19 protein-coding genes are annotated in these 25,820 nt (G+C 61.4%); 11 read left to right on the top strand and 8 right to left on the bottom strand.

Translation table 11 applies throughout. From position 1 onward, the window contains the following. Positions 1–17: 17 nt before the first annotated feature. Positions 18–1,232: an FAD-dependent monooxygenase gene (locus tag K3180_RS06865; RefSeq protein ID WP_221539305.1), complete on the bottom strand. Its 1,215-nt coding sequence runs from the start codon at positions 1,230–1,232 to the stop codon at positions 18–20. A 43-nt stretch (positions 1,233–1,275) separates the two neighbouring features. On the opposite strand from K3180_RS06865, the gene K3180_RS06860 reads away from it, so the two are divergent. Beyond that, complete coding sequence (locus tag K3180_RS06860) at positions 1,276–3,327, top strand: protein-disulfide reductase DsbD family protein (protein WP_221539358.1); 2,052 nt, start codon at positions 1,276–1,278, stop codon at positions 3,325–3,327. Here the strand turns inward: K3180_RS06860 and K3180_RS06855 are convergent. The 3 genes from K3180_RS06855 to uvrB form a co-directional block, all read right to left on the bottom strand. Further along, complete coding sequence (locus K3180_RS06855; RefSeq protein ID WP_221539304.1) at positions 3,290–3,832, bottom strand: hypothetical protein; 543 nt, start codon at positions 3,830–3,832, stop codon at positions 3,290–3,292. The two genes, K3180_RS06860 and K3180_RS06855, sit on opposite strands and share 38 nt — an antisense overlap. Positions 3,833–3,863: 31 nt before the next feature. Further along, the gene (locus tag K3180_RS06850; RefSeq protein ID WP_221539302.1) at positions 3,864–5,378 is read right to left on the bottom strand and encodes a S10 family peptidase; all 1,515 of its coding nucleotides are present in this window, start codon (positions 5,376–5,378) and stop codon (positions 3,864–3,866) included. Positions 5,379–5,444: 66 nt separating this feature from the next. Further along, positions 5,445–7,640, bottom strand: coding sequence for an excinuclease ABC subunit UvrB (uvrB, locus tag K3180_RS06845; protein ID WP_221539300.1), 2,196 nt, complete (start codon positions 7,638–7,640; stop codon positions 5,445–5,447). 95 nt (positions 7,641–7,735) lie between these two features. Here uvrB and K3180_RS06840 point away from each other — a divergent pair, with 95 nt between their 5' ends. From K3180_RS06840 to K3180_RS06810, 7 genes are all read left to right on the top strand, one after another. Then, positions 7,736–8,281: a DUF3617 domain-containing protein gene (locus tag K3180_RS06840; protein ID WP_221539298.1), complete on the top strand. Its 546-nt coding sequence runs from the start codon at positions 7,736–7,738 to the stop codon at positions 8,279–8,281. Between the two features lie 50 nt (positions 8,282–8,331). Beyond that, entirely contained in the window at positions 8,332–9,084 is a 753-nt protein-coding gene (locus K3180_RS06835) for an esterase/lipase family protein (RefSeq protein ID WP_221539296.1), read from the top strand. 64 nt (positions 9,085–9,148) lie between these two features. Continuing rightward, the gene (locus K3180_RS06830; RefSeq protein WP_221539294.1) at positions 9,149–10,576 is read left to right on the top strand and encodes a circularly permuted type 2 ATP-grasp protein; all 1,428 of its coding nucleotides are present in this window, start codon (positions 9,149–9,151) and stop codon (positions 10,574–10,576) included. A 1-nt stretch (position 10,577) separates the two neighbouring features. Continuing rightward, entirely contained in the window at positions 10,578–11,522 is a 945-nt protein-coding gene (locus tag K3180_RS06825; protein ID WP_221539292.1) for an alpha-E domain-containing protein, read from the top strand. Then, a complete protein-coding gene (locus tag K3180_RS06820) occupies positions 11,522–12,340 on the top strand; it encodes a transglutaminase family protein (RefSeq protein ID WP_221539290.1) in 819 nt (272 codons plus the stop codon). The genes K3180_RS06825 and K3180_RS06820 overlap by 1 nt, the downstream gene beginning before the upstream one ends. 12 nt (positions 12,341–12,352) lie before the next feature. Further along, positions 12,353–13,102: a proteasome-type protease gene (locus K3180_RS06815; RefSeq protein ID WP_221539288.1), complete on the top strand. Its 750-nt coding sequence runs from the start codon at positions 12,353–12,355 to the stop codon at positions 13,100–13,102. 290 nt (positions 13,103–13,392) lie between these two features. Next, a complete protein-coding gene (locus K3180_RS06810; protein ID WP_345719437.1) occupies positions 13,393–13,893 on the top strand; it encodes a response regulator transcription factor in 501 nt (166 codons plus the stop codon). 24 nt (positions 13,894–13,917) lie between these two features. On the opposite strand, the gene K3180_RS06805 is transcribed toward K3180_RS06810, so the two are convergent. The 3 genes from K3180_RS06805 to putP all read right to left on the bottom strand — a co-directional run bounded on the left by K3180_RS06805 (position 13,918) and on the right by putP (position 16,550). Beyond that, complete coding sequence (locus K3180_RS06805; protein ID WP_221539284.1) at positions 13,918–14,580, bottom strand: extensin family protein; 663 nt, start codon at positions 14,578–14,580, stop codon at positions 13,918–13,920. 50 nt (positions 14,581–14,630) lie between these two features. Continuing rightward, positions 14,631–15,002, bottom strand: coding sequence for a VOC family protein (locus K3180_RS06800; protein ID WP_221539282.1), 372 nt, complete (start codon positions 15,000–15,002; stop codon positions 14,631–14,633). A 69-nt stretch (positions 15,003–15,071) separates the two neighbouring features. Beyond that, entirely contained in the window at positions 15,072–16,550 is a 1,479-nt protein-coding gene (gene putP / locus K3180_RS06795; RefSeq protein WP_221539279.1) for a sodium/proline symporter PutP, read from the bottom strand. 435 nt (positions 16,551–16,985) lie between these two features. On the opposite strand from putP, the gene K3180_RS06790 reads away from it, so the two are divergent. Both K3180_RS06790 and K3180_RS06785 read left to right on the top strand, forming a co-directional pair. Further along, positions 16,986–19,820 carry a TonB-dependent receptor gene (locus tag K3180_RS06790; RefSeq protein ID WP_221539278.1) on the top strand — a complete coding sequence of 945 codons (2,835 nt, stop codon included), beginning with the start codon at positions 16,986–16,988 and terminating at the stop codon, positions 19,818–19,820. Continuing rightward, positions 19,820–20,863 (top strand): phytase, encoded by a 1,044-nt coding sequence (locus K3180_RS06785; RefSeq protein ID WP_221539275.1) that lies wholly within the window; start codon positions 19,820–19,822, stop codon positions 20,861–20,863. Before K3180_RS06790 ends, K3180_RS06785 begins: the two co-directional genes overlap by 1 nt. Before the next feature lie 126 nt (positions 20,864–20,989). Here K3180_RS06785 and typA read toward each other — a convergent pair whose 3' ends face one another. Beyond that, positions 20,990–22,810 (bottom strand): translational GTPase TypA, encoded by a 1,821-nt coding sequence (gene typA / locus K3180_RS06780; protein WP_221539273.1) that lies wholly within the window; start codon positions 22,808–22,810, stop codon positions 20,990–20,992. A 258-nt stretch (positions 22,811–23,068) separates the two neighbouring features. Between typA and K3180_RS06775 the strand changes: the two genes are divergently transcribed. After that, positions 23,069–25,771, top strand: coding sequence for a TonB-dependent receptor (locus K3180_RS06775; RefSeq protein ID WP_221539271.1), 2,703 nt, complete (start codon positions 23,069–23,071; stop codon positions 25,769–25,771). Positions 25,772–25,820 lie beyond the last annotated feature (49 nt).

Below are 25,820 nucleotides of genomic sequence, written 5' to 3'. Positions count from 1 at the left end.
TCCGGCGGGAGCTCAGCTCAGGATTTCATCAATTCGGGCACGTCGCCCGAAACGCCGCGCGCCTCGTCCATGAAGAAACGCTTGAGCCAGCCCGAGCGCTGCACTCCGGCCATTCCCAGACGGCGGATGGCGCTGGCTGTCTTTCCGGGAACTCCGAACAGACGGGTGAGAGTATCCGTGGCGCCCATGACCATGATCGAATCGAGCGCACGCCATTTTTCGTAGCGTTCGAGAACCTGAGCATCTCCCAGATCGAGCCCGAGCCGGCGTGCCTCTTCCAACACCTCCACCAGCGCACCGACATCGCGCAGACCGAGGTTGAGACCCTGACCGGCAATCGGATGCATACCATGTGCGCTATCGCCTACCAGCGCCATGCGCTCGCCAACAATGCGTGCGGTGTGCTGGAAGCTGAGCGGATAGGAGGATCGCCCGCTGTTGAGTTCGAGCGTGCCGAGGATATTGCCCATGCGCTTCTCTACCTCGGCTAGGAAGGCACGGTCCCCCATCTTGAGGACGCCTGCAGCATCCTTCTCGTCCACCGTCCAGACCAGCGCGCTACGGTGTTCTCCGCCGGGCCCGTTGAGCATCGGGAGGAGGGCGAAGGGGCCGTCCTCGTAGAAAATCTCCCATGCGACGCCCTCGTGCGGCTTCGAATGGTTCAGCCCGGTGATGATGGCGCGGTGCGAATAATCCCAGCTCGCCATTTTGAGTTCGGCTTCTTCACGGGTGGGCGATCCGCGCCCCTCCGCACCGACGAGGAGATCGGCTTCGAGGACCGTGCCATCGGCCAGCGTCGCGCTGACCGAAAAGGCATCGCGGTGGCGGCTCGCCACTTCGACTGGCGCATGCATGGAAATCAGCGGCTCGGCCTTGGCTGCCTCGAACAGCGCGATGCGCAATTGCCGGTTGGCGAACATACGGCCCAGCGTGCCTTCATGCGGCTCGGGACGGAAATCGATCCGGCCAGGTTTCATCTGGTCGACGACGGCGATGGCCTCGATCTCGCAGCCATGCGGCTCGAGAGTCGAGGCAAGGCCGATATTGCGAAACAGCCGCCAACTTGCGGTGGAAATCGCCGAAGCGCGGCCATCGAAACTCTCCGCAGTCAGATCGGCAGGGTCTGCCCGGTCGACGAGGTGGCTCGAAAGCCCCTTCTTCGCCGCGGCAAGTGCCAGCGTGGTGCCGACGAGGCCGCCGCCGAGGATAAGCAGGTCGCGCTTGTCAGTCATGGAGGCAGTCCCTAATGCGCAGGGCGTGATCGAAGCAAGCAGAATGGACGCGGTGCGCGGCGCGCTGGCGCTTGTAGTGGCGGCGCTGTTCTGCCTTCTGCCGGCAATGCTGCAAGCGCAGGATGCGCGTTTCGGTGACGAGAATATCGCCGTCGAACTGCGCAGCGATGGTCCACCGGTACCGGGCGAGACGTGGATGCTCGCGCTGCAGTTCACGCCCAGGAGCGAGGAATGGCACGGATACTGGTCCAATCCGGGTGATGCCGGGCAGGGCATGGCGCTCGACCTCGACCTGCCCGAAGGCTGGGAGGCGGGCGAACCGCTCTATCCTGTTCCGCAGACGCTGGTGATCGCCGGACTGATGAACCATATTTACGAGGGCGAATATGCGGTTCTTGTGCCGGTCGAGGTTCCGGGAAGTGCGGCGGTTGGCAATTTCGCTCCAGTCACCGGTTTCGTTTCCTATCTTGCCTGTACGGACAAGATATGCGTTCCGCAGGATGCACGGCTGACAGTGCGCGAAGGCGGCGATTTCAAGAGCTGGCAGGCGGCCATCGCGCCGCAACTCGACAGCATAGCCGGTTATGAAATCACGCAGAAAACTTTGCGCATCGGCCTCCCGCTGCCGGCGGATCTCGAACTCGGCGATCTTCATCTTTTCGTGGAGACGGCCGAACTCGGGGGCGGCCTAGCACCCGATTATGCCGCGATGCAGACCTTCATTCGCGAAGGCGATCTGCTGGTGGTGGAGATTCCCCTGAAGCAGCTTGCGGGGGTGGAGACCGGTACCCGGCCCGCAAGCATTTCCAGCATCCTGTCGTTCGGCGAGGGGCAGGGCGTCCGCTTTACCGCCGAGCCCCGCGATGTCCCTCTGGAAGGGGCTGAGCCGCTGAGCGGCCCGGTCGAGATGCCCGACCTGTGGGTGCTGTTGCTGGCTTCGCTGGCAGGTGGGGTCCTGCTGAACATCATGCCCTGCGTCTTTCCTATCCTTAGCCTCAAGGCGCTGTCGCTCGCGAAGGCGGGCGGAGACGAACTGTCGGCTCGGCGCGATGCGCTGGCCTATACGACTGGGGTCGTGCTGGCCTGTGCCGCGCTGGGCGCGCTGGTGCTGATCCTGCGTTCTGCCGGCGAGCAGGTGGGCTGGGCCTTCCAGCTTCAGGAGCCCCGCGTGGTGGTGGGTCTCCTGCTTCTCGCAGTCGCGATCACGGCCAATTTCCTCAACCTGTTCGAGGTGCCGGGAATGGCGCTTTCCGGCCGCGCAGCCTCGCCCGGGGGATCCTTTGCAACGGGCCTTCTCGCCGCTTTCGTTGCCACTCCCTGTACGGGGCCGTTCATGGCTCTCGCGCTGGGCGCGGCAATAGTCCTGCCGCCCACCGAGGGTATGCTGATCTTCACCATGCTCGGTATCGGCCTTGCGCTGCCGTTCCTGCTTGTCGGGTTCATTCCTGCGTTCCGCCGCCGTCTGCCAAAGCCCGGCCCGTGGATGGAACGGTTCCGGCGCTGGATGGCGCTGCCGATGGGGTTGACGGCGCTGGCGTTGGCGTGGCTGGTCTGGCGTATCGGGGGTGCTCAATACCTGCTCATCGCGGGGGTGTTCGTGGCTCTCCTGCTGGTCCTGCTTTATCTCGCCGGCCGGATGCAGCGCGACGCGGGTTCGCACTGGCGGGCGGTGATGGCAGGAACGGTGGTTCTTTCCATTGCGGGACTTGCGCTGCTACCCGATCCATCCGTGGCTGCGCGCTCCGAAAGCGAAAGCCTGCTGAACCCTCTGCCGTTCTCCGAGCGCGAACTGGCCGAAGCACGGGCCAGCGGTCAGCCGGTGTTCGTGTGGTTCACCGCCGACTGGTGCGTGACCTGCAAGGTCAATGAGAGCGTGGCGATCGAACGCGAGGAAACCCGCGAGGCCTTCGAGAAGGCAGGCGTTATTGCGCTGCGAGGAGACTGGACGCGGCGCGACGAGGAAATCGCAGCCTTCCTGTCCGAGCAAGGCGCTGCAGGCGTCCCGCTCTATCTCTGGTACCCACCCGGCGGCGAAGCGCGGCAATTGCCGCAGGTGCTTACGCTGGATCTTCTGGCGGAACTGGCGGCGGAGTAAGCTCGGCGGCGCAGGAGGTGATGAATTCGCCCGGGGCGCGGCTTGCATTGAGTGTTACCGATCCCGCTCCCGGTACGGTAGCTTCCACGCGCCGGGGACCAGTCAGCACTTCGAGGCGCGGATCGTCGGCGGCCAGCCTGCCGCGCCAGAGCCAGCGCTGCTCGTCCTCTTCGGCATCGATCCAGAGCCGCTCGACATGGCCATTGCCGATCAAGGCAAGCACCGCTTTCGCATTCGGGTCGGCAGCGACGTAGCGGGTATAGACCAGCGTGCCATCTTCGCACGCCAGCGACAGCAGCGGCGCATGACCGGGCTTGCCATAAAGCAATCGCCCGCTGGTTGCGCTCATCGCCCAGGCTGCGCCTTCGGTATCGGGCGAATCTATCGGTTCCGCTGGCGCGGTACGCTCTTCGACTACGCTGGGCCGACTTGCGTAATCCTCCGAAGCGGGAGGATTGCACGCCGCCAAACACAATACGAAGGGGAAGCAGCCGTAGCGAACCATTGGCGCTGCTATGCGCATCCCCTCAGCATCGTCAACGCGCCCGGATGAATTCGCGAAGATCCGCGGATAGTTTTGCCCGGTCTTCGTCGCGAATATACATCATGTGGCCGGCATCGTAATATTCGAAGGTCAGCCGGTCCTGCGGGATGCCGAAGCGATTGAGCGAATATTCCGCGCCGAAAAATGGCGTGGCGAAGTCGTACCAGCCCTGCGCGTTGAACAGGCGCAGCTGCGAATTCTCGCGCATCGCCTTGCCGATGAAGGGGGCGACGTTGAGATAAGCGTTGCGGCCATATTGCCCAAGTGACCAGTCCCAGTGCTGGCCCGGTTCGCGCCCGATCGACTGGTATTCGCGGTCGGTTTCGAAACCCAGCATCTCACGCGCCCACTGGTTGATGGCGGCGGTATAGCCGGCATCGATTCCGTAAAAGCTGGGATCGTTGTCTGGCGTTTCACCCGCATTGTCGAAATCGCGGCCCGTATAGCGCGCATCGAGGCGGCCGATGGTAAGTCCGCGATCCCGCAGCAATTCCTTGTAGAAGCGCTGCGAGGTCACGCGCAGGTCGGCATTGTCGAGATAGGTTTCCGAAAGGCCCGTTAACCGGGCAAGCTCGGCGCGAACCGCGGCGCGCTCGGCACCTGGCAGATCCTGTCCCTTGAGCAGGGCGGTCGCATAGGGACCGATGGCGAACTGGCGCGCTTCCTCGGCGATCGCTTCCACCGAAGGGGCTTCGACCTTGCCGTGGTAATAGGCGGCGGCGGCCATGTTGGGCAGAGTGACGATATAGGCCATCTCATTGCCCGGCGTCGGTTCGCGACCGGCGAAATCGAGAATAGTGGAAACGAGGATCAGCCCGTTGAGGCCGACGTCGTTATAGGTGCCGCCTTCCAGTTCATCCACGACCATCGCGGTGCGGCTGGTGCCATAGCTTTCGCCGCCAAGGTATTTGGGGCTGTTCCAGCGCCCGTTATCGTTGATCCACCGGCGGATGACTTCGGCCACGGCCCGTGCGTCCTGCCGCAGGCCGTAATATTTCTCCGGATCGGTCCCCTCGGTCAGATAGCTGAAGCCTGTGCCCGGGGGATCGATGAAAACGAGATCGGCTACATCGAGCAGGCTATCGGGATTGTCGACAAGGGGATAGGGCGGCGCGCCGTCGTCCTGCGCATCGGAAGGTATGGCCACGCGCTTCGGGCCCCAAGCCCCCATCTGCAGCCACACCGATCCCGAACCGGGACCACCATTGTAGATGAAGAATACCGGGCGCGAGGTGTCGCGCGGGTCTTTCACATAGCTGGTGGTGACGATGATCGCTTCGGGCTTGCCATCGTCCGATTCCAGCACATTCTCCCGAATCGTGGCGGTATAGGACATGCGCTGTCCGCCGAAGGTGCCCGTCAGGTCGCGTGACCTGACCTGCGGATCGACGCTCACTGGATCGCTTGCTTCGGACTGTTCGCCCTCCTGAGCGAAAGCGGCCTGCGGTGTCAGCGCAAGGGCGCTGGCGGCGGCAAGGCGGGCGATCAGGCGGCGGTTCGATTTCATGTTCAGTCCCCTCATGTGCCGGACCTATGCACAAGCGGGGCGAAGCGCGTCAAATGCGCTTGTCGATCAGGGTTTGCCGCCCATCCGTTTGTACCGAGTCTTGCCATAGCGGGTCTTGCGCGTGCCGGGGCGGCCAGCATCGCTGCGCCCTACGCGCGGTGCCTTTTTCTCACCATCGCCGAGGCCGAGCTCGTCGTTCTCCAACTGACGGATTTCGTCGCGCAGCCTGCCGGCTTCCTCGAATTCGAGATCGGCAGCGGCAGCGCGCATGCGTTTCTCGAGGTCTTCGATATAGGCGCGGAGATTATGACCGACGAGATTGTTGCGTTCGTCGTCGCCGATGTCGACGGTGACTCCGTCCTGCGATGCAGTATGCGCGACGATATCGGCGATATTGCGCTTGATCGTGGTCGGGGTGATGCCGTGTTCTTCGTTATAGGCGCGTTGCTTTTCGCGGCGGCGGTCGGTTTCCGCGATGGCCCGTTCCATCGAGCCGGTCACTCTGTCGGCATAGAGGATCACGCGCCCTTCGACGTTACGCGCGGCGCGACCGATGGTTTGAATCAGCGAGGTTTCCGAGCGCAGGAAGCCTTCCTTGTCGGCATCGAGGATGCAGACGAGCCCGCATTCGGGAATGTCGAGCCCTTCGCGCAGCAGGTTGATCCCCACCAGCACATCGTAAACGCCGAGCCGAAGGTCGCGGATCAGCTCGATGCGCTCCAGCGTCTCCACATCGGAGTGCATGTAGCGTACCTTGACGCCCGCCTCGTGCATGAATTCGGTCAGGTCTTCCGCCATGCGCTTGGTCAGCGTGGTGACCAGCGTTCTGTAGCCCATGCTGGCTGTCTTCTTGCATTCCTCGATACAGTCCTGGACCTGGTCCTCGACCGGCTTGATCTCGACTGGCGGATCGATCAGCCCGGTGGGGCGGATGACCTGTTCGGCAAAGACCCCGCCGGTCTGCTCCATTTCCCACGAGCCGGGGGTAGCCGAAACGCAGAAGGTCTGGGGGCGCATCGCGTCCCATTCGTTGAAGCGCAAGGGGCGGTTGTCGATGCAGGACGGCAGGCGAAATCCGTGTTCGGCGAGCGTGATCTTGCGCCGGTGATCGCCTTTCGACATGGCGCCGATCTGCGGCACGGTCTGGTGGCTTTCGTCGACGAACAGCAGCGCGTTTTCGGGCAGGTATTCGAACAGGGTCGGCGGCGGCTCGCCGGGAAGGCGACCGGTGAGGAAGCGGCTGTAGTTTTCGATTCCCGCACATGATCCTGTGGCAGCGATCATCTCGAGGTCGAAATTGGTTCGCTGCTCGAGTCGCTGCGCTTCGAGCAAACGGCCTTCCTCGTGCAGTTCCTTGAGTCGCTCGGCCAGTTCGAACTTGATGGCCTCGGATGCCTGTTTCATCGTCGGGCCGGGCGTGACGTAGTGCGAATTGGCATAGACGCGCACCTTGTCGAGGCTGGCACCCTTCTTGCCCGTGAGCGGATCGAACTCGCTGATTTCTTCGATCTCGTCACCGAAGAAGCTGATCCGCCAGGCCATGTCTTCGTAGTGCGAGGGGAAGATTTCGAGACTGTCGCCGCGCACCCGAAAATTGCCGCGCGCGAAGGCGGTATCATTGCGCTTGTACTGGAGGGCGACGAGCTTGCGAATCAGCTCGCGTTGGTCGACGGTCTCGCCCTTCTTGATGTCGAAGATCATCGCCGAATAGGTCTCGACCGAACCGATACCGTAAAGGCAGGACACCGAGGCGACGATGATCACGTCGTCGCGTTCGAGCAGGGCGCGCGTGGCCGAGTGGCGCATCCGGTCGATCGCCTCGTTCACCGAGCTTTCCTTCTCGATATAGGTGTCGGAGCGCGGGACGTAGGCTTCGGGCTGGTAGTAGTCGTAGTAGGAGACGAAATACTCGACCGCGTTTTCCGGGAAGAAGCTCTTGAATTCGCCGTAGAGCTGCGCGGCGAGAATCTTGTTGGGCGCGAGGATCAGGGCGGGGCGCTGCAATTCCTCGATCACCTTGGCCATGGTGAAGGTCTTGCCGGAACCCGTCACGCCGAGAAGGACCTGCGTCTGTTCGTCCTCCCGCGCAGAACCCACCAGTTCGGCAATCGCAGTCGGCTGGTCGCCGCTGGGCGTATATTCGGAGACGAGCTTGAATTCTCTCCCCGGCATCGACTTTTCGGGGCGAGCAGGCTTGTGAGGGACGAACTCACCACTGGTGTCGGGTTCTTCGAGTCCGCGTCGGATAACGAGTTCGGCCATGCGCGCACATATGGGGAACAGTTGGATTGGGTGCAACTTCTGTTGCGCTCTTCCACATGACTGCTAGCTTGTTCTCTTCGCCATCGGAGATACCCATGTCGCGCAGCTTTATGATCGCTCTTTCCGCATTCGCTCTCGCCGGTTGCGGAAGTTCCGAACCGGATTCCGACGGGGACGGAAAGATTTCGCTCGAGGAAGCGGCGGCTGTGAGCGACGGGGAATTCGTGAAGCCCGATCCCGGACAGTATCGATCGACCGTGGAATTCGTGGATGTCCAGATGCCGGGCGCTCCGGAACAGGTGCGCGATCAGATGAGGGCGATGCTGGACCAGGGTCCGCAGACCAACGAATACTGCCTTACCGAAGAAGAAGCCCAGAAGGGCTTCGAAGAAGCTATTCGCGAAGCTCAGGCACAAGACAATTGCAGTTTCGAGACCTTCGATATCGAAGCTGGCGAAATCGATGCGGTCATGGTTTGCCAGGAGCCGGGCCGGGGAACGATGCGCATGACGATTGAAGGCAAGGGTGGGCGCACATCTTCCGACACGACGATGACGATGGAAATGAATGGTCCCGACGGAGAGACGATGTCACTCGTCTCACGTTCGCAGCAGGAACGCATAGGCGATTGCGAAAGCTGACGCGCCGCGTTCAGGAACCCGACATCGATGCGGTGCATTGTTGCGAAACGATGGCAACGTTACCTTTTTATGAAACCCGACAGGAATGGGGACGCAGGCTTGCTCTGGCTGCAGAGCCACGCACGGATGACGTTCGCGGCCCCAAGGCGCTTCTCCTTGCGCGCGAATTCCTCTGGCCGCTGGAGCCGATAAAGCGGCGGCTTTCCCCGCTTGAAATATCTCCGGCTGAAAATCCGAAAAATATCATGCTGTTGCCAGGTTTCGGTGCGCATCCCGTCCGTATGCGCTGGATGGCGAAGCAGTTGGAAAAAGCCGGTCATACGGCCAAGAAGTGGGGCCTGGGCTATAATCTGGGTGCAACGGCGGACCGTTTCGAGAAGGTCGAGAAGCGCTTGCTTGCGCTCTATCAGTCGAAGGGCACCCCGCTCGTCCTCGTGGGCTGGAGTCTGGGCGGCGTGATGGCGCGCGAACTGGCCAAGAAGCACCCCGACAAGGTCGAGAAGGTGGTTACGATGGGCTCGCCCTTTTCAGGCAGTCCGCGTGCCAACAATGGCTGGCGTGCCTATCAGGCCATAGCCGGTCACCGGGTGGACGAGCCGGAAATCGACACCGTGATCTCCGAAAAGCCGCCGGTGGAAACCGTCGCCATGTGGAGCCCGCGCGACGGAATCGTGGCACCCAAGTCCGCCTGCGGAAGGCCCGGTGAACGCGATCGCGCAGTGGCGCTGCGCTGCTCGCATATGGGTTTTGTCTTGACGAACGAGGCAATGTACGCGCTTCTTTCGGAACTGGACCGCGCCTGAATCCTTTAGTCAGGTGAGACAGCGAGGTGTCCTGCCTCGCGATTGCCGGACATTCAGGGGATCCATGAACGGCTCAGCCGAATTCTTCGACGAAATGCGTGAGTCCGATGGCACAGTGCGCCCCGCCTATGCCGACTATTGCAAGTGGTACGACGGGCAGGACCAGAAACTGCTGCGGCGCAAGCATTCCGAAGCGGAAACCAATTTCCGCAAGACCGGGATCACTTTCAACGTTTACGGCGAAGACGAGGCGGAGGAACGTCTCATACCCTTCGACATGGTTCCGCGCATCATCGATGCCGGCGAATGGCGCCGGCTGACGCGGGGGATCGAACAGCGCGTCAGCGCACTCAATGCCTTCATGCACGATCTCTATCACCGGCAGGAGATCGTAAGGGCGGGCCGGCTGCCTGAACGTTTGCTGCGTCATAACGATGCATGGCTGCCCAATATGGTCGGCTTCACACCGCCGGGCGGCGTCTATACCCATATCGTCGGGATTGACCTTGTGCGGACAGGGCCGGACGAGTTCTACGTGCTGGAAGACAACGCGCGGACACCTTCGGGCGTCAGTTACATGCTCGAAAATCGTGAAACCATGATGGCCATGTTCCCCGAGCTGTTCCTGCGCTGCCCGGTGGAAAGCGTTTCCGATTATCCACGCCGTCTGGCCAAGAGCCTCGCGGCCTGCGCCCCGCAATGTTCGCGCGGGCGTCCTGTCGTGGCGGTCCTCACCCCGGGCATCTACAATTCCGCCTATTTCGAGCACGCCTTCCTCGCCGACCAGATGGGTGCGGAGCTGGTGGAAGGCAGCGACCTTCGCGTCGTCGACGGACGCGTCGCCATGCGCACCACCAGCGGATACAAGGCGGTCGACGTGATCTATCGCCGCGTGGACGACGAATTCCTCGATCCCCTGACCTTCAATCCGGACAGCGTGCTGGGCGTGCCGGGCATTATGGATGTCTATCGTTCGGGCAAGGTCACCATAGCAAATGCACCCGGCACCGGCGTCTGCGACGACAAGGCGATCTATTCCTTCATGCCGGACATCGTAGAGTTCTATACCGGGGAAAAGCCGCTGCTGCCCAATGTCGAAACCTGGCGATGTGCCGATGAGGACAGCCTGAAATACGTGCTCGATAATCTGGAGGAGTTGGTGGTGAAGGAGGTCCACGGCTCGGGCGGATATGGCATGCTGGTCGGCCCCGCATCCTCGAAGAAAGAAATCGGGGAGTTCCGCTCGAAGATCGTCGAGAATCCGCAAAATTACATTGCGCAGCCTACGCTATCGCTCTCCACCTGCCCGATCTTCACCAAAAAGGGCCTGGCCCCGCGGCACGTAGATTTGCGACCCTTCGTGCTCGTTTCACCCGACAAGATCGACATTACTCCGGGTGGCCTGACCCGTGTGGCTTTGAAGGAAGGTTCGCTGGTGGTGAATTCCAGCCAGGGCGGCGGGACCAAGGATACCTGGGTGCTGAAGGACTGATATGCTCGGACGCACTGCCAACGGCCTTTTCTGGATGTTCCGCTATCTCGAGCGGGCGGAGAATACCGCGCGCCTGCTCGATGCCGGACTGCGCATGGCCCTGACCAAGGATCTCGTCACGGCGGAAGAAGAATGGCGTTCGGTGATCGCCACTTCGGGCCAGAGGGTCGGGTATGAGGCGAAGCACGCAAGCTATACCGGGATGCAGGCGTGGAATTTCATGCTGCGTGAAAAGAGCAATCCGGCCTGCATACTGTCGATGTTCGGCCTCGTCCGCCAGAACGCGCGACTCGCGCGAAACGCCATCAGCGGGGAATTGTGGGAAGCGATCAACGAGAACTGGCTCGTAGTGAAAGAACAACTCTCGAAGCCGGTCGGTGAGAACCGCGTGCTGGACACCGTGGCAACCATCCGCCGTGCCGGTACGCTCGCCCACGGCGCGATGTCGGGTTCGATGCTGCGTGACGAAGGTTTCCATTTCGCCCGCGCCGGGACCTTCATCGAACGCGCCGATTCCGTCGCGCGTATCCTCGACATCAAATACTACCTGCTACTGCCTTCGCTTTCCTATGTCGGCTCCAGCCTCGACACGGGGCAATGGGACACTGTGCTGCGTTCCGTCTCGGGCGATCGCGCCTATCGCTGGCTCCACGCGGGCCAGATCGATGCACGCGGGATTTGCGAATTCCTGATCCTCGACGATCGGTTTCCGCGCAGTCTGGCCTTCTGCCATTCGGCCCTGCGAGAAAACCTGGCCGCATTGGCGCGCCTTCATGGCTCCGAAGGAGAGAGCAATGCCCTGATGCGCGATGCGGATACCAGGCTCAACGATCTCAGTATCGACGAGATATTCGAGCAGGGACTCCATGAATTCCTCGTAGATTTTACTGTGTCCAATTCCGCCATCGCCGAAGCCATTTCCACAGACTACAGGTTTCTCGCCTGATGCGCCTTTCGATCCGCCATACCACCCGATATCTGTTCGACGCTCCGGTCGTTCATGCCCTTCAACGCCTGCGGCTCACGCCTAAGGAAACGCAAGGGCAGGAAATCCTCGAATGGGAAATGGAATACGAGAACGCCCATGAGGAACTGACCTACGAGGATCAGCACCACAATACGATTACGCTGGTCGGGGTTAAGCCGGACGTGCGCGAAGTTAGAATTACGTGCCGCGGGATGGTCGATACCCACGATCATGCCGGCGTGATCGGTAGGCACGCAGGGCATCTGCCGCTGTGGAGCTTCCTTTCCCAGACGCGCCTGACGCGGCCGGGGCCGGGTATCGAGAAATTGGTCCGCGAACTGAGGAATTACGAGGGCGAGCGGCTCGATATGTTGCATGAACTTTCTCGCAGCACACTCGAACGGGTGGAATACAAGATCGGAACCACGGACTGGAACACCACTGCCGAACAGAGCTACGCGGCGAGAAACGGTGTCTGCCAGGATCATGCGCATATCTTTATCGGTGCCGCCCGCGCCCTCGATGTGCCGGCGCGATATGTCTCCGGCTATCTGATGATGAACGACCGCATCGAACAGGAAGCGACCCATGCCTGGGCCGAAGCCTTTGTCGACGGACTGGGCTGGGTCGGCTTCGACATTTCCAACGGCATCAGCCCGGATGAGCGATATGTCCGCGTTGCCACGGGCCGCGATTACCGCGATGCATCTCCCGTCACCGGCATCAGCTTCGGCAATATGCAGCAGGTTCTGGAGGTCGATGTGGCGGTAGAGCAGCAGCACGTGCAGCAGCAGTAACGAAAGACGATTATGACCTATTGCGTGGGAATGAAGCTCGACAAGGGGCTGGTGCTCATGAGCGATACGCGCACCAATTCGGGCGTCGACAATATCTCGGTATTTCGCAAGATGTTCACCTGGCAAATCCCGGGCGACCGGATCATCACCTTGATGACGGCGGGCAATCTCGCGACCACGCAAGCAGTCATTAGCCAGCTTGAGGAACGCACCAAGGAACCCGACGAGCGCGGCAACATCCTGCTCAAATCGCCGACCATGTTCCAGGTCGCGACCGAGATCGGCAAGCTCATGCGGAACATCATCGGCGAACGGCAGGAAGCGAACGGCGCAAGGGGCAGGGGCCGTTTTACCGCTTCGATCATCGTCGCAGGCCAGATCAAGGGCATGGAGCCGCGCCTGTTCATGGTCTATCCGGAAGGGAACTTCATCGAAGCCAGCCTCGATACGCCTTTTTTCCAGATCGGCGAGACCAAGTACGGCCGTCCGATCATCATTCGCGGTTACGACCGGCAGATGAGCCTTGAGGATGGCGTGAAGCTACTGATGGTCAGCTTCGATTCCACGCTGAAGGCGAACCTTTCGGTGGGCCTGCCGCTGGATCTCCAGGTGATCGAACGCGATACTTACGAAGCCGGACACCAGCACCGCGTCGCCCATGACGACAGCTATTTCCAGGTGATATCCACCGGCTGGGGAGACGCGCTCAAGAACGCCTTCCATTCGCTTCCCGACTACAGTTTCTATCGTCAGAACGACTAGGTAATTTTGCGGAGCTCGTCTGGCATTAGGGGTTCCTACTTAGAGAATTTGCCCGAGTTTTTCTTTTATAATCTATTGATATAAAGCGATTTTAAGGTGAAATGATCGCAGGGTCCGTAATCTTGCGGAATGTGAATTCTGTCTGATCATGCATTCTTGCAGGCATGGGACAGCACACCAAACTCCACATCGTAGACGGGTCTTCGCGCTCACGGGCTCGGCAAGCTCGTCTCGGATTGGCGATGGGGCATCATTGCGAGATATACTCCAATATTGCGGAGTTCGTTTCCGTGTTGCCGACCGAAGGTATCGTCCTGGTTCGTGACGAAGAAAACGGGGAGCCCGTCCGCATGGTGCGTAACCTTGCCGATCGCGGGGCCTGGTTGCCGGTGGTTGCTACTTCGGCCGATCCACGGCCGGGTCGGGTCGTGGAAGCGATAAAGAATGGCGCTTTCGATTATCTCCGCCTCCCTCTACGCGAAGATCGTCTCCAAAAGGCGGTGGTGCGGATTCTCGAGGAAGCGCAATCCTATATCCTTGCCCGCCGGAAAATCACCGAAGCTCGAAACCGCATCGCCAGCCTATCCCCGCGTGAACGCGAGGTGCTCGACTGGCTGACGGAAGGCCGCAGCAACAAGATGATTGCGCATGAACTGCGCATCAGCCCGCGGACCGTCGAAATCCATCGGGCCAACATGATGAACAAACTTGGCGCCCACCATCCCGCTGAAGCGGTCCGTATTTGTATCGAAGCAGGCCTGGACGACGTGCGGCAAGTCAGCGCCGCTTAGAACGGCAACGCACGGGGCACTGCTTTACCGGCAAAAACTGCCGTCCCCCTGTTCGAGGTGCAGATGATCATGATGCGCCGCATTGTAGTCCGGACCCAGGACCGTGCCGAACCGCTTGCAGGCACTGCGATGGACGACACGCAGGAATTCCCGTTCTTTCGCACTGGCGTTCCAGCCGTCCTTGACGCTGATACGCCTGCCATCGGCAAGTAGGAAAGCGCCGATGTCGACGGCTTCTGCCCGGGAGTGAGCGGATAGCCGCCCGGTACCTGCGACGTTGCGGCAAGAGTAACTGCCCATTGTCTCGATCCGGACCAGAGGGCTGCCGAGTATCTGCCGGGCGGCGCGATCGACACCGTAACGCGCCCAGGCGGCAAAGTCGTTCGCGAGCGGGCAGGCAAGTGGTCCAAGATTGGTCACGGTGAGCGGACCGAGATCCCCGCCGACCCGCTCGAGTTGGACGCTGTCGAGAGTGGAGCAGCCTGCGCCGTACATCCGGTCGGGAAGGGGAGCGAATTGCGAGCCTGACCGGCCCAGTTCTGCAATACACTGGCGGGCCTGCGGGCGTTCCCAATTGGCTGAACCACTTCCGGAAGTCGGCGCGCGGGAGACCGGCTCGCGCGTGTCCGGCGCGACGCCGCATCCGGCAAGGGCAATGGCGAGAATGGCGAGGGAGAAGTCGCGCATCCGGCGAACCTATGCCGATGATAGTGAACGGGAAACGAATGGACCCCTGATCATTCTGGCGCTTCCACCTGTTCCCACAATTCGATCTTCACGCCGTCGGGATCGAGCAGCCAGGCGAACTTGCCATAGCCTTCGTCGACGCTGTCGAGTACGTCCACGCCCATACCTTTCAGCTGCGCGACGAAGCCGTCCAGATCGTCGACCCGCAGGTTGATCATGAAGCCGCCCTTGCCGGGCTGGATGTACTGATCGTCCTTGAAATGGCTGACCAGCGAATAGGGCTTCTCGCCGGTCTCCTCGGACCAGTTGAGCTGCGGACCGTACTCGCCGTCCAATCCCAGGACGTCGCGGTACCACGCCCGGGTGGCTTCGGGATCCTTCACCACATAGAAAACGCCGCCGAGGCCGGTAATCTTCGCCATCTCACCCTCCCGCTAGGAGCGGCAGATTAACCCCGGGCATGCCGCGGATACAAGCCCCTCGTGGGAACCTCAGGCCGCCCGTGCTTCGGGCGCGGAGTAGGTCGCCTTGCTCACCAGCACTATGGCCAGCCATGCGGCGATGAAGCCCGGCACGATCTCATACAGGCCGCCGTCGAGGCCCGGCAGCTGGCTGTTCCAGCCCAGCGCGATCCATGCCGCGACCGTGCCTGCGCCGACCACGAGGCCTGCTACCGCACCCGACCCAGTCATCTTGTCCCACACCAGCGAGAGGATGATCAGCGGGCCGAAGGCCGCGCCGAAGCCCGCCCAGGCGTTGGACACGAGGCCGAGCACCTGGCTTTCCGGATCACTCGCCACCCAGATCGCCGCCAGCGCCACCAGTGCCACGCAGATGCGGCCCACGTTGACGCTTTCCCGCTCGCCTGCATCCTTGCGCAGGAAGAGCTTGTAGAAGTCTTCCGTCAGCGAACTCGACGCCACCAGCAATTGCGAGCTGATCGTCGACATGATCGCCGCCAGCAGCGCTGCCAGCAGGAAGCCGGTGATCAGCGGGTGGAACAGCAGGTTCGCAAGGACGATGAAGATCGTTTCCGGATTGTCCACCACGATGCCGTTACGCTCCACATAGGCGCGGCCCGCTATGCCGATCCCGATCGAGCCGATCAGCGCGACCCCCATCCAGGTCATGCCGATGTTGCGCGCGGTCCTGACCTTTTCGACCGTGTCGATGGCCATGAAGCGCACGATGATGTGCGGCTGGCCGAAATAGCCGAGCCCCCAGGTCACCGCGCTGATGAAGCCCAGCAGTGTCAGCCCCTGCGTCAGGCTGAGGAAGCCTTCGACCGGTACGTCGGCCAGCGAACCGCCGCCTTCGCCGCCCGCGCCGAACATGACCACCAGCGGCATCAGCACCAGAGCCACCACCATGATGCAGCCCTGCACGAAGTCTGTCAGGCTGACGGCGAGGAACCCGCCGACCATGGTATAGGCCAGCACCACCAGCGCGGTGATCCAGATGCCCCACATGTAATCGCTCATCCCCCAGTCCGGCAGGATGCCTGCGAAGCTCGTCTCGAACAGCAATCCGCCGCCGACGAGGCCCGCCGCAGTATAGACCGCGAAGAACACCACCACGATCAGCGCCGAGACCACCCGCAGGGCCACTGCCTTGTCGGGGAAGCGGTTGGCGAGGAATTCGGGGATCGTCAGGGCATTGCCGAGATCCTCTGTCTGCCGCCGAAGGCGGGGGGCGACTACCACCCAGTTGACCAGCGCGCCCACGAACAGTCCGATGCCGATCCAGGCTTCGACGAGCCCAGCAGCATAAAGCGCGCCCGGCAGACCGAGCAGCAGCCAGCCGCTCATGTCAGAAGCGCCGGCAGACAGCGCCGCAACTGCCGGATGCAGGTTACGCCCGGCGAGCAGATAGCCTTCGGACGTATCGGTCGAGCGCTTCCACGCCCACAGTCCGATGCCGATCATGGCGATGAAATAGAGGGCGAGCGATATGAGTGTTCCCGTCTGCATGAGAGGGCAGGTAACAAATGCAACCGCCTTTGACTACAGGCGCGCCGCCGGGAGACATGGACCGGGTGTTACACAGTCCAGGGCGAAGAGTTTGTCGGCTTGCGCAAAAAGGCGTCAGCTTGCGACTACCGGCGTCGGCTTGGGCCGGAAAATTGCCAGCTTATGAGTGCCGACTGTCGGCTTGGAGGCGCGCCATGTCGGTTTGCCGTGCGCGAATGTCGGCTTGCAGGCGAACCCTGACCTGAAGCGGGCATGACGGGGATGGACGAAGGGAAAGAGCCTTTGCGCCGATTATCACGGGAGGGCCGGTGTAGGAAAATCAATCCATTGCCGGGGCCCTGCAACGATAGCGTCACAATGTCTTGATTCCGTCCCGCAAGCGACACGATTGCGTCAAACGCCGGTCCTAGACGCGCCTCCAACTGGAGGGCTCACATGACTAAAATAACCCGAAATTCTCTCAAACTTGCTGCGAGCGTGGTCGCATTCTGCGTGGCCGCACCTGCGTTTGCCGGAGATATCACCGGCACGGTGACCGATGCCAACGACACGATTGCACTGCGTGCAGCCGAAGTACGTATCGTCGAGCTCGACCGTACAGTGTCGACCGAACGCGACGGCTCTTTCCGCTTCGCAAATGTGCCCGAGGGCACCTACACCCTCGAAGTACGCTATGTGGGCGCCGACCCGGTCACGCAGAGGATCGAGGTCCCGGCAGCAGGAACGGTCGGCGCGACATTACGCCTGTCCGGCATCGGTAGCGACGATGAAATCCTGGTCATCGGCCAGGCCGCCAACCTTGCCAGCGCCCTTTCGCGCAAGCGCGAGAACGACATGATCTCCGACGTCCTGTCCCGCGATGCCATCGGCCAGTTCCCGGACCAGAATGTTGCGGAGAGCCTGCGCCGCCTGCCGGGCGTCAATGTGCTCAACGATCAGGGCGAAGGCCGTTTCGTGTCTATCCGCGGCCTGTCTCCCAGCCTGAACGCGACCTCGCTCAACGGCGTACGCTTGCCTTCGCCGGAAAACGACATCCGCGCCGTGGCGCTCGATGTCATCAGCTCCGATATCATCGAATCCATCGAGGTGAAGAAGTCTCTGACGCCCGACATGGATGCCGACACCATTGGTGCCTCGGTCGAAATCGAGACGACCAGCGCCTTCGACCGCACCAAGGACCTGCTGACCGTCAAGCTCGAGGGCAGCTACAACGAGCTGGCCGATGAAATCAGCCCCAAGGGCAGCGTCGACTTCTCTTACCGCGTGAACGAGAATTTCGGCGTCACGGGCGGTTTGTCCTATTACCGGCGCACGTTCGAGACGGACAATATCGAGGCCGACGACTGGGAAGACAACGACGGCCTGATCTATGCCGAGGAATTCCAGTACCGCGACTACGATGTCGAGCGCGAGCGTATCAGTGCCACCCTGGGCCTGGACTTCCGCGCCGGCGACAGTACCGCCCTCTACCTGCGCGGCATCTACAGCCAGTTCGACGACCAGGAATTCCGCCGTCGGTTGACCTTCGATCTGGGCGATGCCGGGGTCTCGGGCAGCAGCGACAATCTCGTTTACGACGATGACGAGGCCATCACCATCGAGCGCGACGTCAAGGATCGCTTCGAAAGCCAGCGTATCCGCAGCGTGGTCGCCGGAGGCGAAAGCGACTGGGGAGCCTGGTTTGCCGATTATTCGGTTAGCTGGGCGAAATCGAGCGAGCGCGAGGATGGAAGCATTGACCCTGCCGCTTTCGAACGCGAATACGAAGGTGAAGGGCTTCAGGTCGGTTTCGACGTTTCCGATCCGCGCCTGCCGCAATATTCGGTAATTTCCGACCCGGGCGACTTCTTCGACCCGTTGGCCTATGACCTGAACGATATCGAATTCGTCGCCCTGTCGGACAGCCAGGACGAGGAATATGCGGCCAAGCTCGATTTCGGCCGCCGCTTCGCCACAGACACGGGCGAATTCACCGTGCAGGCGGGTGCAAAGGGCCGCTGGCGTGAAAAGAGCTTCAATGGCACGGTCGAGTTCTACGAACGCGACAATTACACGCTGGCTGATGCGCTTGGGCTGGAGCAGACCTATCGCATCACCGATATCGAACCTGTGCCGGGATATACCGAAGCGAGCGACTTCTTCTTCGGCAATTTCGACAGCTTCGAACTGCAGGAAATCGACGGTACTTTCGACAGTGCGGTCGAAGATTTCGTGGTCGAGGAAGATATCCTCGCAGGCTATCTGCTCGGTCGCTGGGATAGCTCCACCCTGTCGATCATCGGCGGCGTGCGTTACGAGAATACGTCGAATATCCTGTCCGGCAACGATGTGCTGCTGGTTGAGGAAGATGGCACGCTGCCCGATGGCAGCACCGCGACCGACGATACGGTAATCGTCACCCCGACATCCATCGAAAAGGATTACGATCACTGGCTGCCGAGCCTCAACCTGCGTTACGAGGCAACGCCCAACCTGGTTCTCCGCGCGGCGGGCTATCGCTCGATCGTGCGTCCGGGTCCGTTCCAGCAGGCTCCGCGTTTTGCCGTGGAGGAGGCCGACGATGGCGAACGCGAAGGCGAATTCGGCAATCCCGAACTGCGCCCGGCAGAAGCATGGAACCTCGATGCTGCGGCAGAATACTACTTCGACACCAACGGCGCGATCTTCGCTTCGGTCTTCTACAAGAGCATCGAGGATTTCTTCGTCGAGACCGTGTTCGAGGCGGACGACGGCCCTTACAACGGCGTATTCCGCGGCGTTCCCTTCGACGAGGCGACGATCTGGTTCAACGGTGACAAGGCCGATGTGCTCGGCTTCGAACTCGGCGCATCAAAGGCCTTCACCGGTGCCCTGGACGGGTTCGTGGTTCGGGCGAACTATACCTTCACCGATGGAGATGGCACCGTTACGCTGACGGCAGCCGACGGACCGCGCGACATTCCCCTGCCGACGACCTCGAAGCACACCGGCAACATCTCGATCGGCTATGACAAGGGACCGATCGATATCCGGCTTTCGGGCACATATCGCGACAAGTATCTGGATGAACTGGTAGGCGATCCGGAACTGGACCGCTATGTCGACGACCACTTCCAGCTGGATCTGAGCGCGAAATATCGCCTGAACGACAACATTCAGCTGTTCTACGAGTGGATCAACATCAACGACGCCAAGTATTTCGCCTATAACAACCTTGGCGGCCAGCGTAACCTCTATCAATACGAGGAATACAACTGGACCATGAAGGGCGGCGTGAGGTTGACGTTCTGATGCCCGGCACATTCAAACTCTTCGTTCTCGCATCACTCGGTATCGCAGGCGGCTGCGCTTCGATACCGATCCAGGGAGATCCTGCCGTCCCGGTTTTCGCCAAGGCCGAAACCGTGCCGGTAGGGACCGCGGCGGAAGATGCCGCCGACGATCCGGCCATCTGGCGCAATCCGGAAAATCCGGAAAAAAGCCTGATCGTCGCGACCGACAAGAAGGCTGGCCTGCATGTCTATGACCTGCAGGGTCGGCAGCTTTCCTTCTTCGACGGTGCCGGCTTGAACAACGTCGATCTCGCCGAACTGGGGGATGGACGCATACTGGTCGCGGCGAGCGACCGGAGCGATATCGCCACGGCCCATATCCTGCTCGCCTTTCTCGATCCGGCTACCGGGTCATTGAGCCAGGCTGCCCGCCTCTCGGTTGGGCCGGGCGAAGGCTATGGCATCTGCTTCGGCAAGGACGAACGGGATGGCTCGCTGTCGATTTTCAGTGCGCCGAAGAACGGCGTGATCTATCGTACGGTGGTGAACACCAGCGGCGGGCAGATCGCCGGGCGGACGCAGGCTGTCGCCCGCGTAGCAAGCCAGCCCGAAGGCTGCGTGGTCGATGAACGCACCCGCACTCTGTACATCGGCGAAGAGGTTACCGGTATCTGGGCGTTCGACATGGACAGCGCGGACATGGACGCCAGCAAGCGTCTGGTTGCCCGGGTCGACAATCGCATGCTCGTTGCCGATGTCGAGGGCTTGGCGATCTATCCCCAGGGTGAAGACGGCGGAATGCTGGTCGCGTCGAGCCAGGGCGACAATACCTATGCCGTTTACGAATTGCCGGAGATGGCGCCCGTGGGCCGCTTTCGCATCGCCGCCGGAACTTTCGGCAGTACCGAGGAAACCGACGGTATAGAGCTGGCTTCGGGCAGTTTCGGGTCGCTTTATCCCGGCGGGCTGTTCGTGGCTCAGGACGGCGCGAACGAGCCCGAGGCACAGAACTTCAAGCTCGTGTCCTGGGAAGACGTAATGGAAGCACTGGCGGGCGAATAGCCGGTTTTCTGCAACCGCAGAGGGTGGACCAGGCAAATTTGATGCCTGCCACCCTCGTCACCTTCCTCATGACGCGCCTTTTGCGCGGTGCACCTGCCGGTGGGGCTCTTGTGCTGAGACCCTGAATCAGCCGCCCATCGAGCGCTTGTGGCGCTTGCGTTCGTGCGGGTCGAGGATGGATTTGCGCAGGCGGATGCTTTCCGGCGTCACTTCGACCATCTCGTCGTCGTCGATATAGGCGATGGCCTGTTCCAGCGTCATCACGCGGGGCGGGGTGAGGCGGATGGAATCGTCCTTGCCGGTCGAGCGGAAGTTGGTCAGCTGCTTCGACTTCATCGGATTGACTTCGAGATCGTCCGGCTTGGCGTTTTCGCCGATGATCATGCCTTCGTAGATCTTGGCACCGCCGCTGATGAACAGCTCGCCACGTTCTTCCAGCATGTTGAGCGCATAGGGTACGGCCTCGCCCGAGACCATCGAGATGAGCACGCCGTTCTGGCGTCCCTCGATCTTGCCGCGATAGGTGTCGTACTTCTCGAACAGACGGTTCATGATGCCCGTGCCGCGCGTGTCGGACAGGAATTCGCCGTGATAGCCGATCAGGCCACGGCTGGGGGCGGAGAAGGTGACGCGGGTCTTGCCCTGGCCCGAGGGGCGCATTTCGGTGAGCTCTGCCTTGCGGCGCTGCATCTTCTCCACGACCGTGCCCGAATGTTCGTCGTCCACGTCGATGACGACGGTTTCGAACGGCTCCATACGCTGCCCGTTCTCTTCACGGAACAGCACGCGCGGGCGGCTGATGCCGAGTTCGAAGCCCTCGCGGCGCATCGTTTCGATGAGCACGCCGAGCTGCAGTTCGCCGCGACCGGCAACTTCGAAACTGTCCTTGTCTTCGCTTTCGGTGATGCGGATGGCGACATTGGTTTCCGCTTCGCGATAGAGGCGGTCGCGGATCATGCGGCTGGTGACCTTACTGCCTTCGCGGCCGGCAAGCGGGCTGTCATTGACGGCAAAGCGCATGGCCAGCGTGGGCGGATCGATCGGCTGTGCCTCGATAGGCGTCTTCACCGAAGGATCGGCGATGGTGTTGGCGACGGTCGCCTTCTCCAAGCCCGCCAGCGCGATGATGTCGCCAGCTTCGGCGCTTTCCACCGGCACGCGGTCGAGCCCGTCGAAGGACAGCAGCTTGGTTGCGCGACCGACTTCGATGATCTTGCCATCGGCATCGAGCGCATGGATCGGATCGTTGAGCTTGACCGTGCCGGACTGGACGCGGCCGGTGAGCACGCGGCCCATGAAATTGTCACGGTCGAGCAGGGTGGCAAGGAAGCTGAACGGTGCCTGGGTATCGAGGCCCGGCGCGGGCACGTGGTCGATGATCAGTTTGAACAAAGGTTCGAGATCGCCTTCGCGGGCATTCTCGTCTTCGCTGGCATAACCGTCGCGGCCCGAGGCCCAGAGGCTGGGGAAGTCGAGCTGTTCGTCGGTCGCATCGAGGCTGGCGAAGAGATCGAACACTTCGTCGAGCACTTCCTGCGGGCGCGCATCGCTGCGATCGATCTTGTTGACCACCACGATGGGGCGCAGGCCGAGGCCCAGCGCCTTGCCGGTGACGAACTTGGTCTGCGGCATCGGACCTTCGGCGGAATCGACCAGCAGGATGACCCCGTCGACCATGGAGAGGATACGTTCCACCTCGGCACCGAAGTCGGCGTGGCCGGGCGTGTCGACGATATTGATGCGCACGCCGTGCTTTTCCACGCTGGTGCACTTGGCGAGAATCGTGATCCCGCGTTCCTTTTCGAGGTCGTTCGAATCCATCGCACGCTCTTCCACGCGCTGGTTTTCGCGGAACGTGCCCGACTGACGAAAAAGTTGATCGACCAGGGTGGTTTTGCCGTGGTCGACGTGGGCGATGATCGCCACGTTGCGAAGGTCGCGGGACATAGTAGTTGCTTTCGTAAGGATGCCGTAGCGGCGGGCGCAAATCGGCCCTGCCAATTCGTGCGCGCCCCTAGCCGATATGGTGCACTGCGGCAAGCTCAGCCGTGTGTGACTCGAAAGGCACACATTGCTTCTGCCTGTCGAAAGCCGTCGCTAAATCCTTGAGAGCAGGGGACAGACCCAATAATCCGCATATGTCTGCGTGGTTTGGGGACTGCATGTCAGGCCAAAGATACGCATCGTTTGAGAGGACGCCTTAATATGAAATTTTCTGCTGTCGGTCGCGCCGCGACCGTTCGTTCCGCCCTGCTGGTCGGCACCGCCGCCCTCGTCGTGCCTTCGGTGGCATCGGCACAGGAAGAAGGTCAGGAACAGGCCGCCGAATACGATACCGCCGAAGAACAGGCGGAAAGCCCCGATCCGAACATCATTGTCGTCACCGCCACCAAGCGCGAACAGACGCTGCAGGAAGTCCCCGTTGCTGTCAGCGTGACGAGCGCCGAGACGATCGAGCGCGCACAAATCCGCGACATCGCCGATCTGGCGACCGTGGTTCCCTCGCTTCGCGTCAGCCAGCTGCAGAGCGCTTTCGCCACCAGCTATTCGATCCGCGGCTTCGGCACGGACGGCAATAACATCGGTCTCGAACCCTCGGTCGCCATGTTCGTGGACGGCGTTTATCGCAGCCGTGCGGTTTCGCAGATTTCCGACCTTCCCGACATCCAGCGCGTCGAGGTCCTGCGCGGACCGCAGTCGACCCTGTTCGGCAAGAATGCCAGTGCCGGTGTCATCTCCATCGTGACCAAGGAGCCGGAATTCGACTTCAACGGCATGGTCGAGGCGAGTTACGGCAATTACGATGCCAAGGTCGTAAAGGGCTATATCACTGGCCCCATCTCCGATTCGGTCGCTTTCAGTGCCGGCGCTGGCTGGAACAACCGCGACGGCTATTTGACCAATGGCGTCAACGGCCAGGACGTCAACGATCGCAACCGCTGGTTTACCCGCGGCCAGCTGCTGTTCGACAACGGCGGTCCGTTCACTGCCCGCATCATCGGTGATTACGACAAGATCGAAGAGCGTTGCTGCGGCGTCGTGAACGTCCGTCCCTCGGCGGAAATCGGCGCGATCCAGCTGCTCGGCGGACAGGTCAACGACTTCCGTAACAACCCCGATGGCGATGTGATCTTCACCGATGTCGATCCGATCAACGAAATCGAGAACTACGGTATCTCGGGCCATCTGGACTATGAACTGGGCCCGGTCACGCTGACCTCGATCACCTCCTATCGTGAAACCTCGCTGATGGCGGATCAGGACGTCGACTTCACCAGCCTCGACGCGGTGACCGGCGCGAACATCGGCGATGCCGCGATCGATACCTTCACGCAGGAACTGCGCATCGCGTCGGATTTCGACGGCCCGCTCAACTTCCTGCTCGGAGGCTATTACTTCGACGAGACCGTCGATACGTCGGACCAGATCGTCTTCGGCGAGGATTTCCGTTCCTATGCCAACCTGCTGCTTCAGGGCGCAACCGACGGAGCGCAGAATGTCGATTCGCTGGAAGCCACTCTCTCCGCGCTCGACGGTACCGACTACACCGGCCAGTTCTTCGCCGAAGGGCAGGGCTTCTTCAACAATATCGTGCAGGATAACGAAGCCTACTCGATCTTCGGCAATCTCGACTTCGCCTTCACCGACCGTCTCGTGCTGACGCTCGGTGCCAACTACACCAAGGACAAGAAGCAGATCGTCACCAATTCGACGAGCACCGACGTGTTCTCGAATGTTGATCTGGTTGGTTCGGGCAATCGCGCGATCTTCGCGCAGGGTCTTGCCACGCAGGTCGGTACGCTGCTCGGCCTCGGCCGTCCGGCGACGCAGGCTGAAATAGGCGCTTTCGCCGGTGCGAACCCGGCAGGTTTCCAGCAGGTCTCGGCAGGTGTCCAGGCTTTCGCAGATGCGAACGATACGAACCCGGCTGTAAACCCGCTGTTGGCACTCAGGCCGCTCCAGTTCCTGCCGCCCATGCAAAACTGCCCCAACGCAGTCGAAGATTGTGCGACGGATGATGATGACTGGAGCTACAACGTGCGCCTCGCCTACGAGGTCACGCCGACGCTCAATGTCTATGCAAGCTGGGCGACCGGATACAAGGCACCGAGCTTCAACCTCTCGCGTGACAGCCGTCCGCTGGAGGGCGATTTCGCCCAGTTGCAGGCACAGGGCCTGGCGGTCACCAACCTGCGCCCCGGCACTCGTTTCGCCGAAGCTGAAAATTCCGAAGTCTTCGAACTCGGTATCAAGGGCAACTGGGACTACGCCGCTGCAAACCTCACGGTGTTCCAGCAGAACATCAAGGATTTCCAGGCGAACACCTTCACCGGTACGTCGTTCATCCTGTCGAACGCCGGCAAGCAGGAAACCTTCGGCATCGAGTTCGACGGGAATGTCCGCCCGACCGATTCGCTGACGCTGAATGTCGCGATGACCTATCTCGACCCGATCTACGACAGCTTCGAAAATTCGCCGGTGGGCGACCTTTCGGGCGTACAGGTCGCCGGTGTTCCCGAGCTTTCGGCAGTGTTCGGCGCGACCTATAACAAGGAAATCAACGACGCGGGCGATCGCATCATCCTGCGCGGCGATTTCTCCTACCAGTCGCCCGTCCAGATGCTCAACGGTCTGACTAACTACATCGTCACCGATCCGGTCACGGGCGAGCGTGATTTCGAACCGGCTCGCGATGCGGCGCTTCCGTTCACCCGCGAAGTGAACAGCCTCAACGCCTCCATCACATATGCGATGGATATGGGGCTGGAGCTTACGCTGTGGGGCCGCAACCTGCTCGACGAGCGGTACATCACGACGATCTTCCCGGCGGTCGCGCAGGGGCAGGCGATTTCGGGCTATCCGAACCAGCCGCGCACCTACGGCGTCGCCGCGAAGTTCAAGTTCTGATCCCAAAGATCAGATCGGAAATTGGGGAAGGGGGCTTTCGGGCCCCCTT

The organism is Qipengyuania huizhouensis (genome assembly GCF_019711635.1).
Lineage (GTDB): Bacteria > Pseudomonadota > Alphaproteobacteria > Sphingomonadales > Sphingomonadaceae > Qipengyuania > Qipengyuania huizhouensis.
The sequence above is the reverse complement of the archived record's forward strand: the minus strand, read 5'-3'. Positions and strand labels throughout refer to the sequence as shown.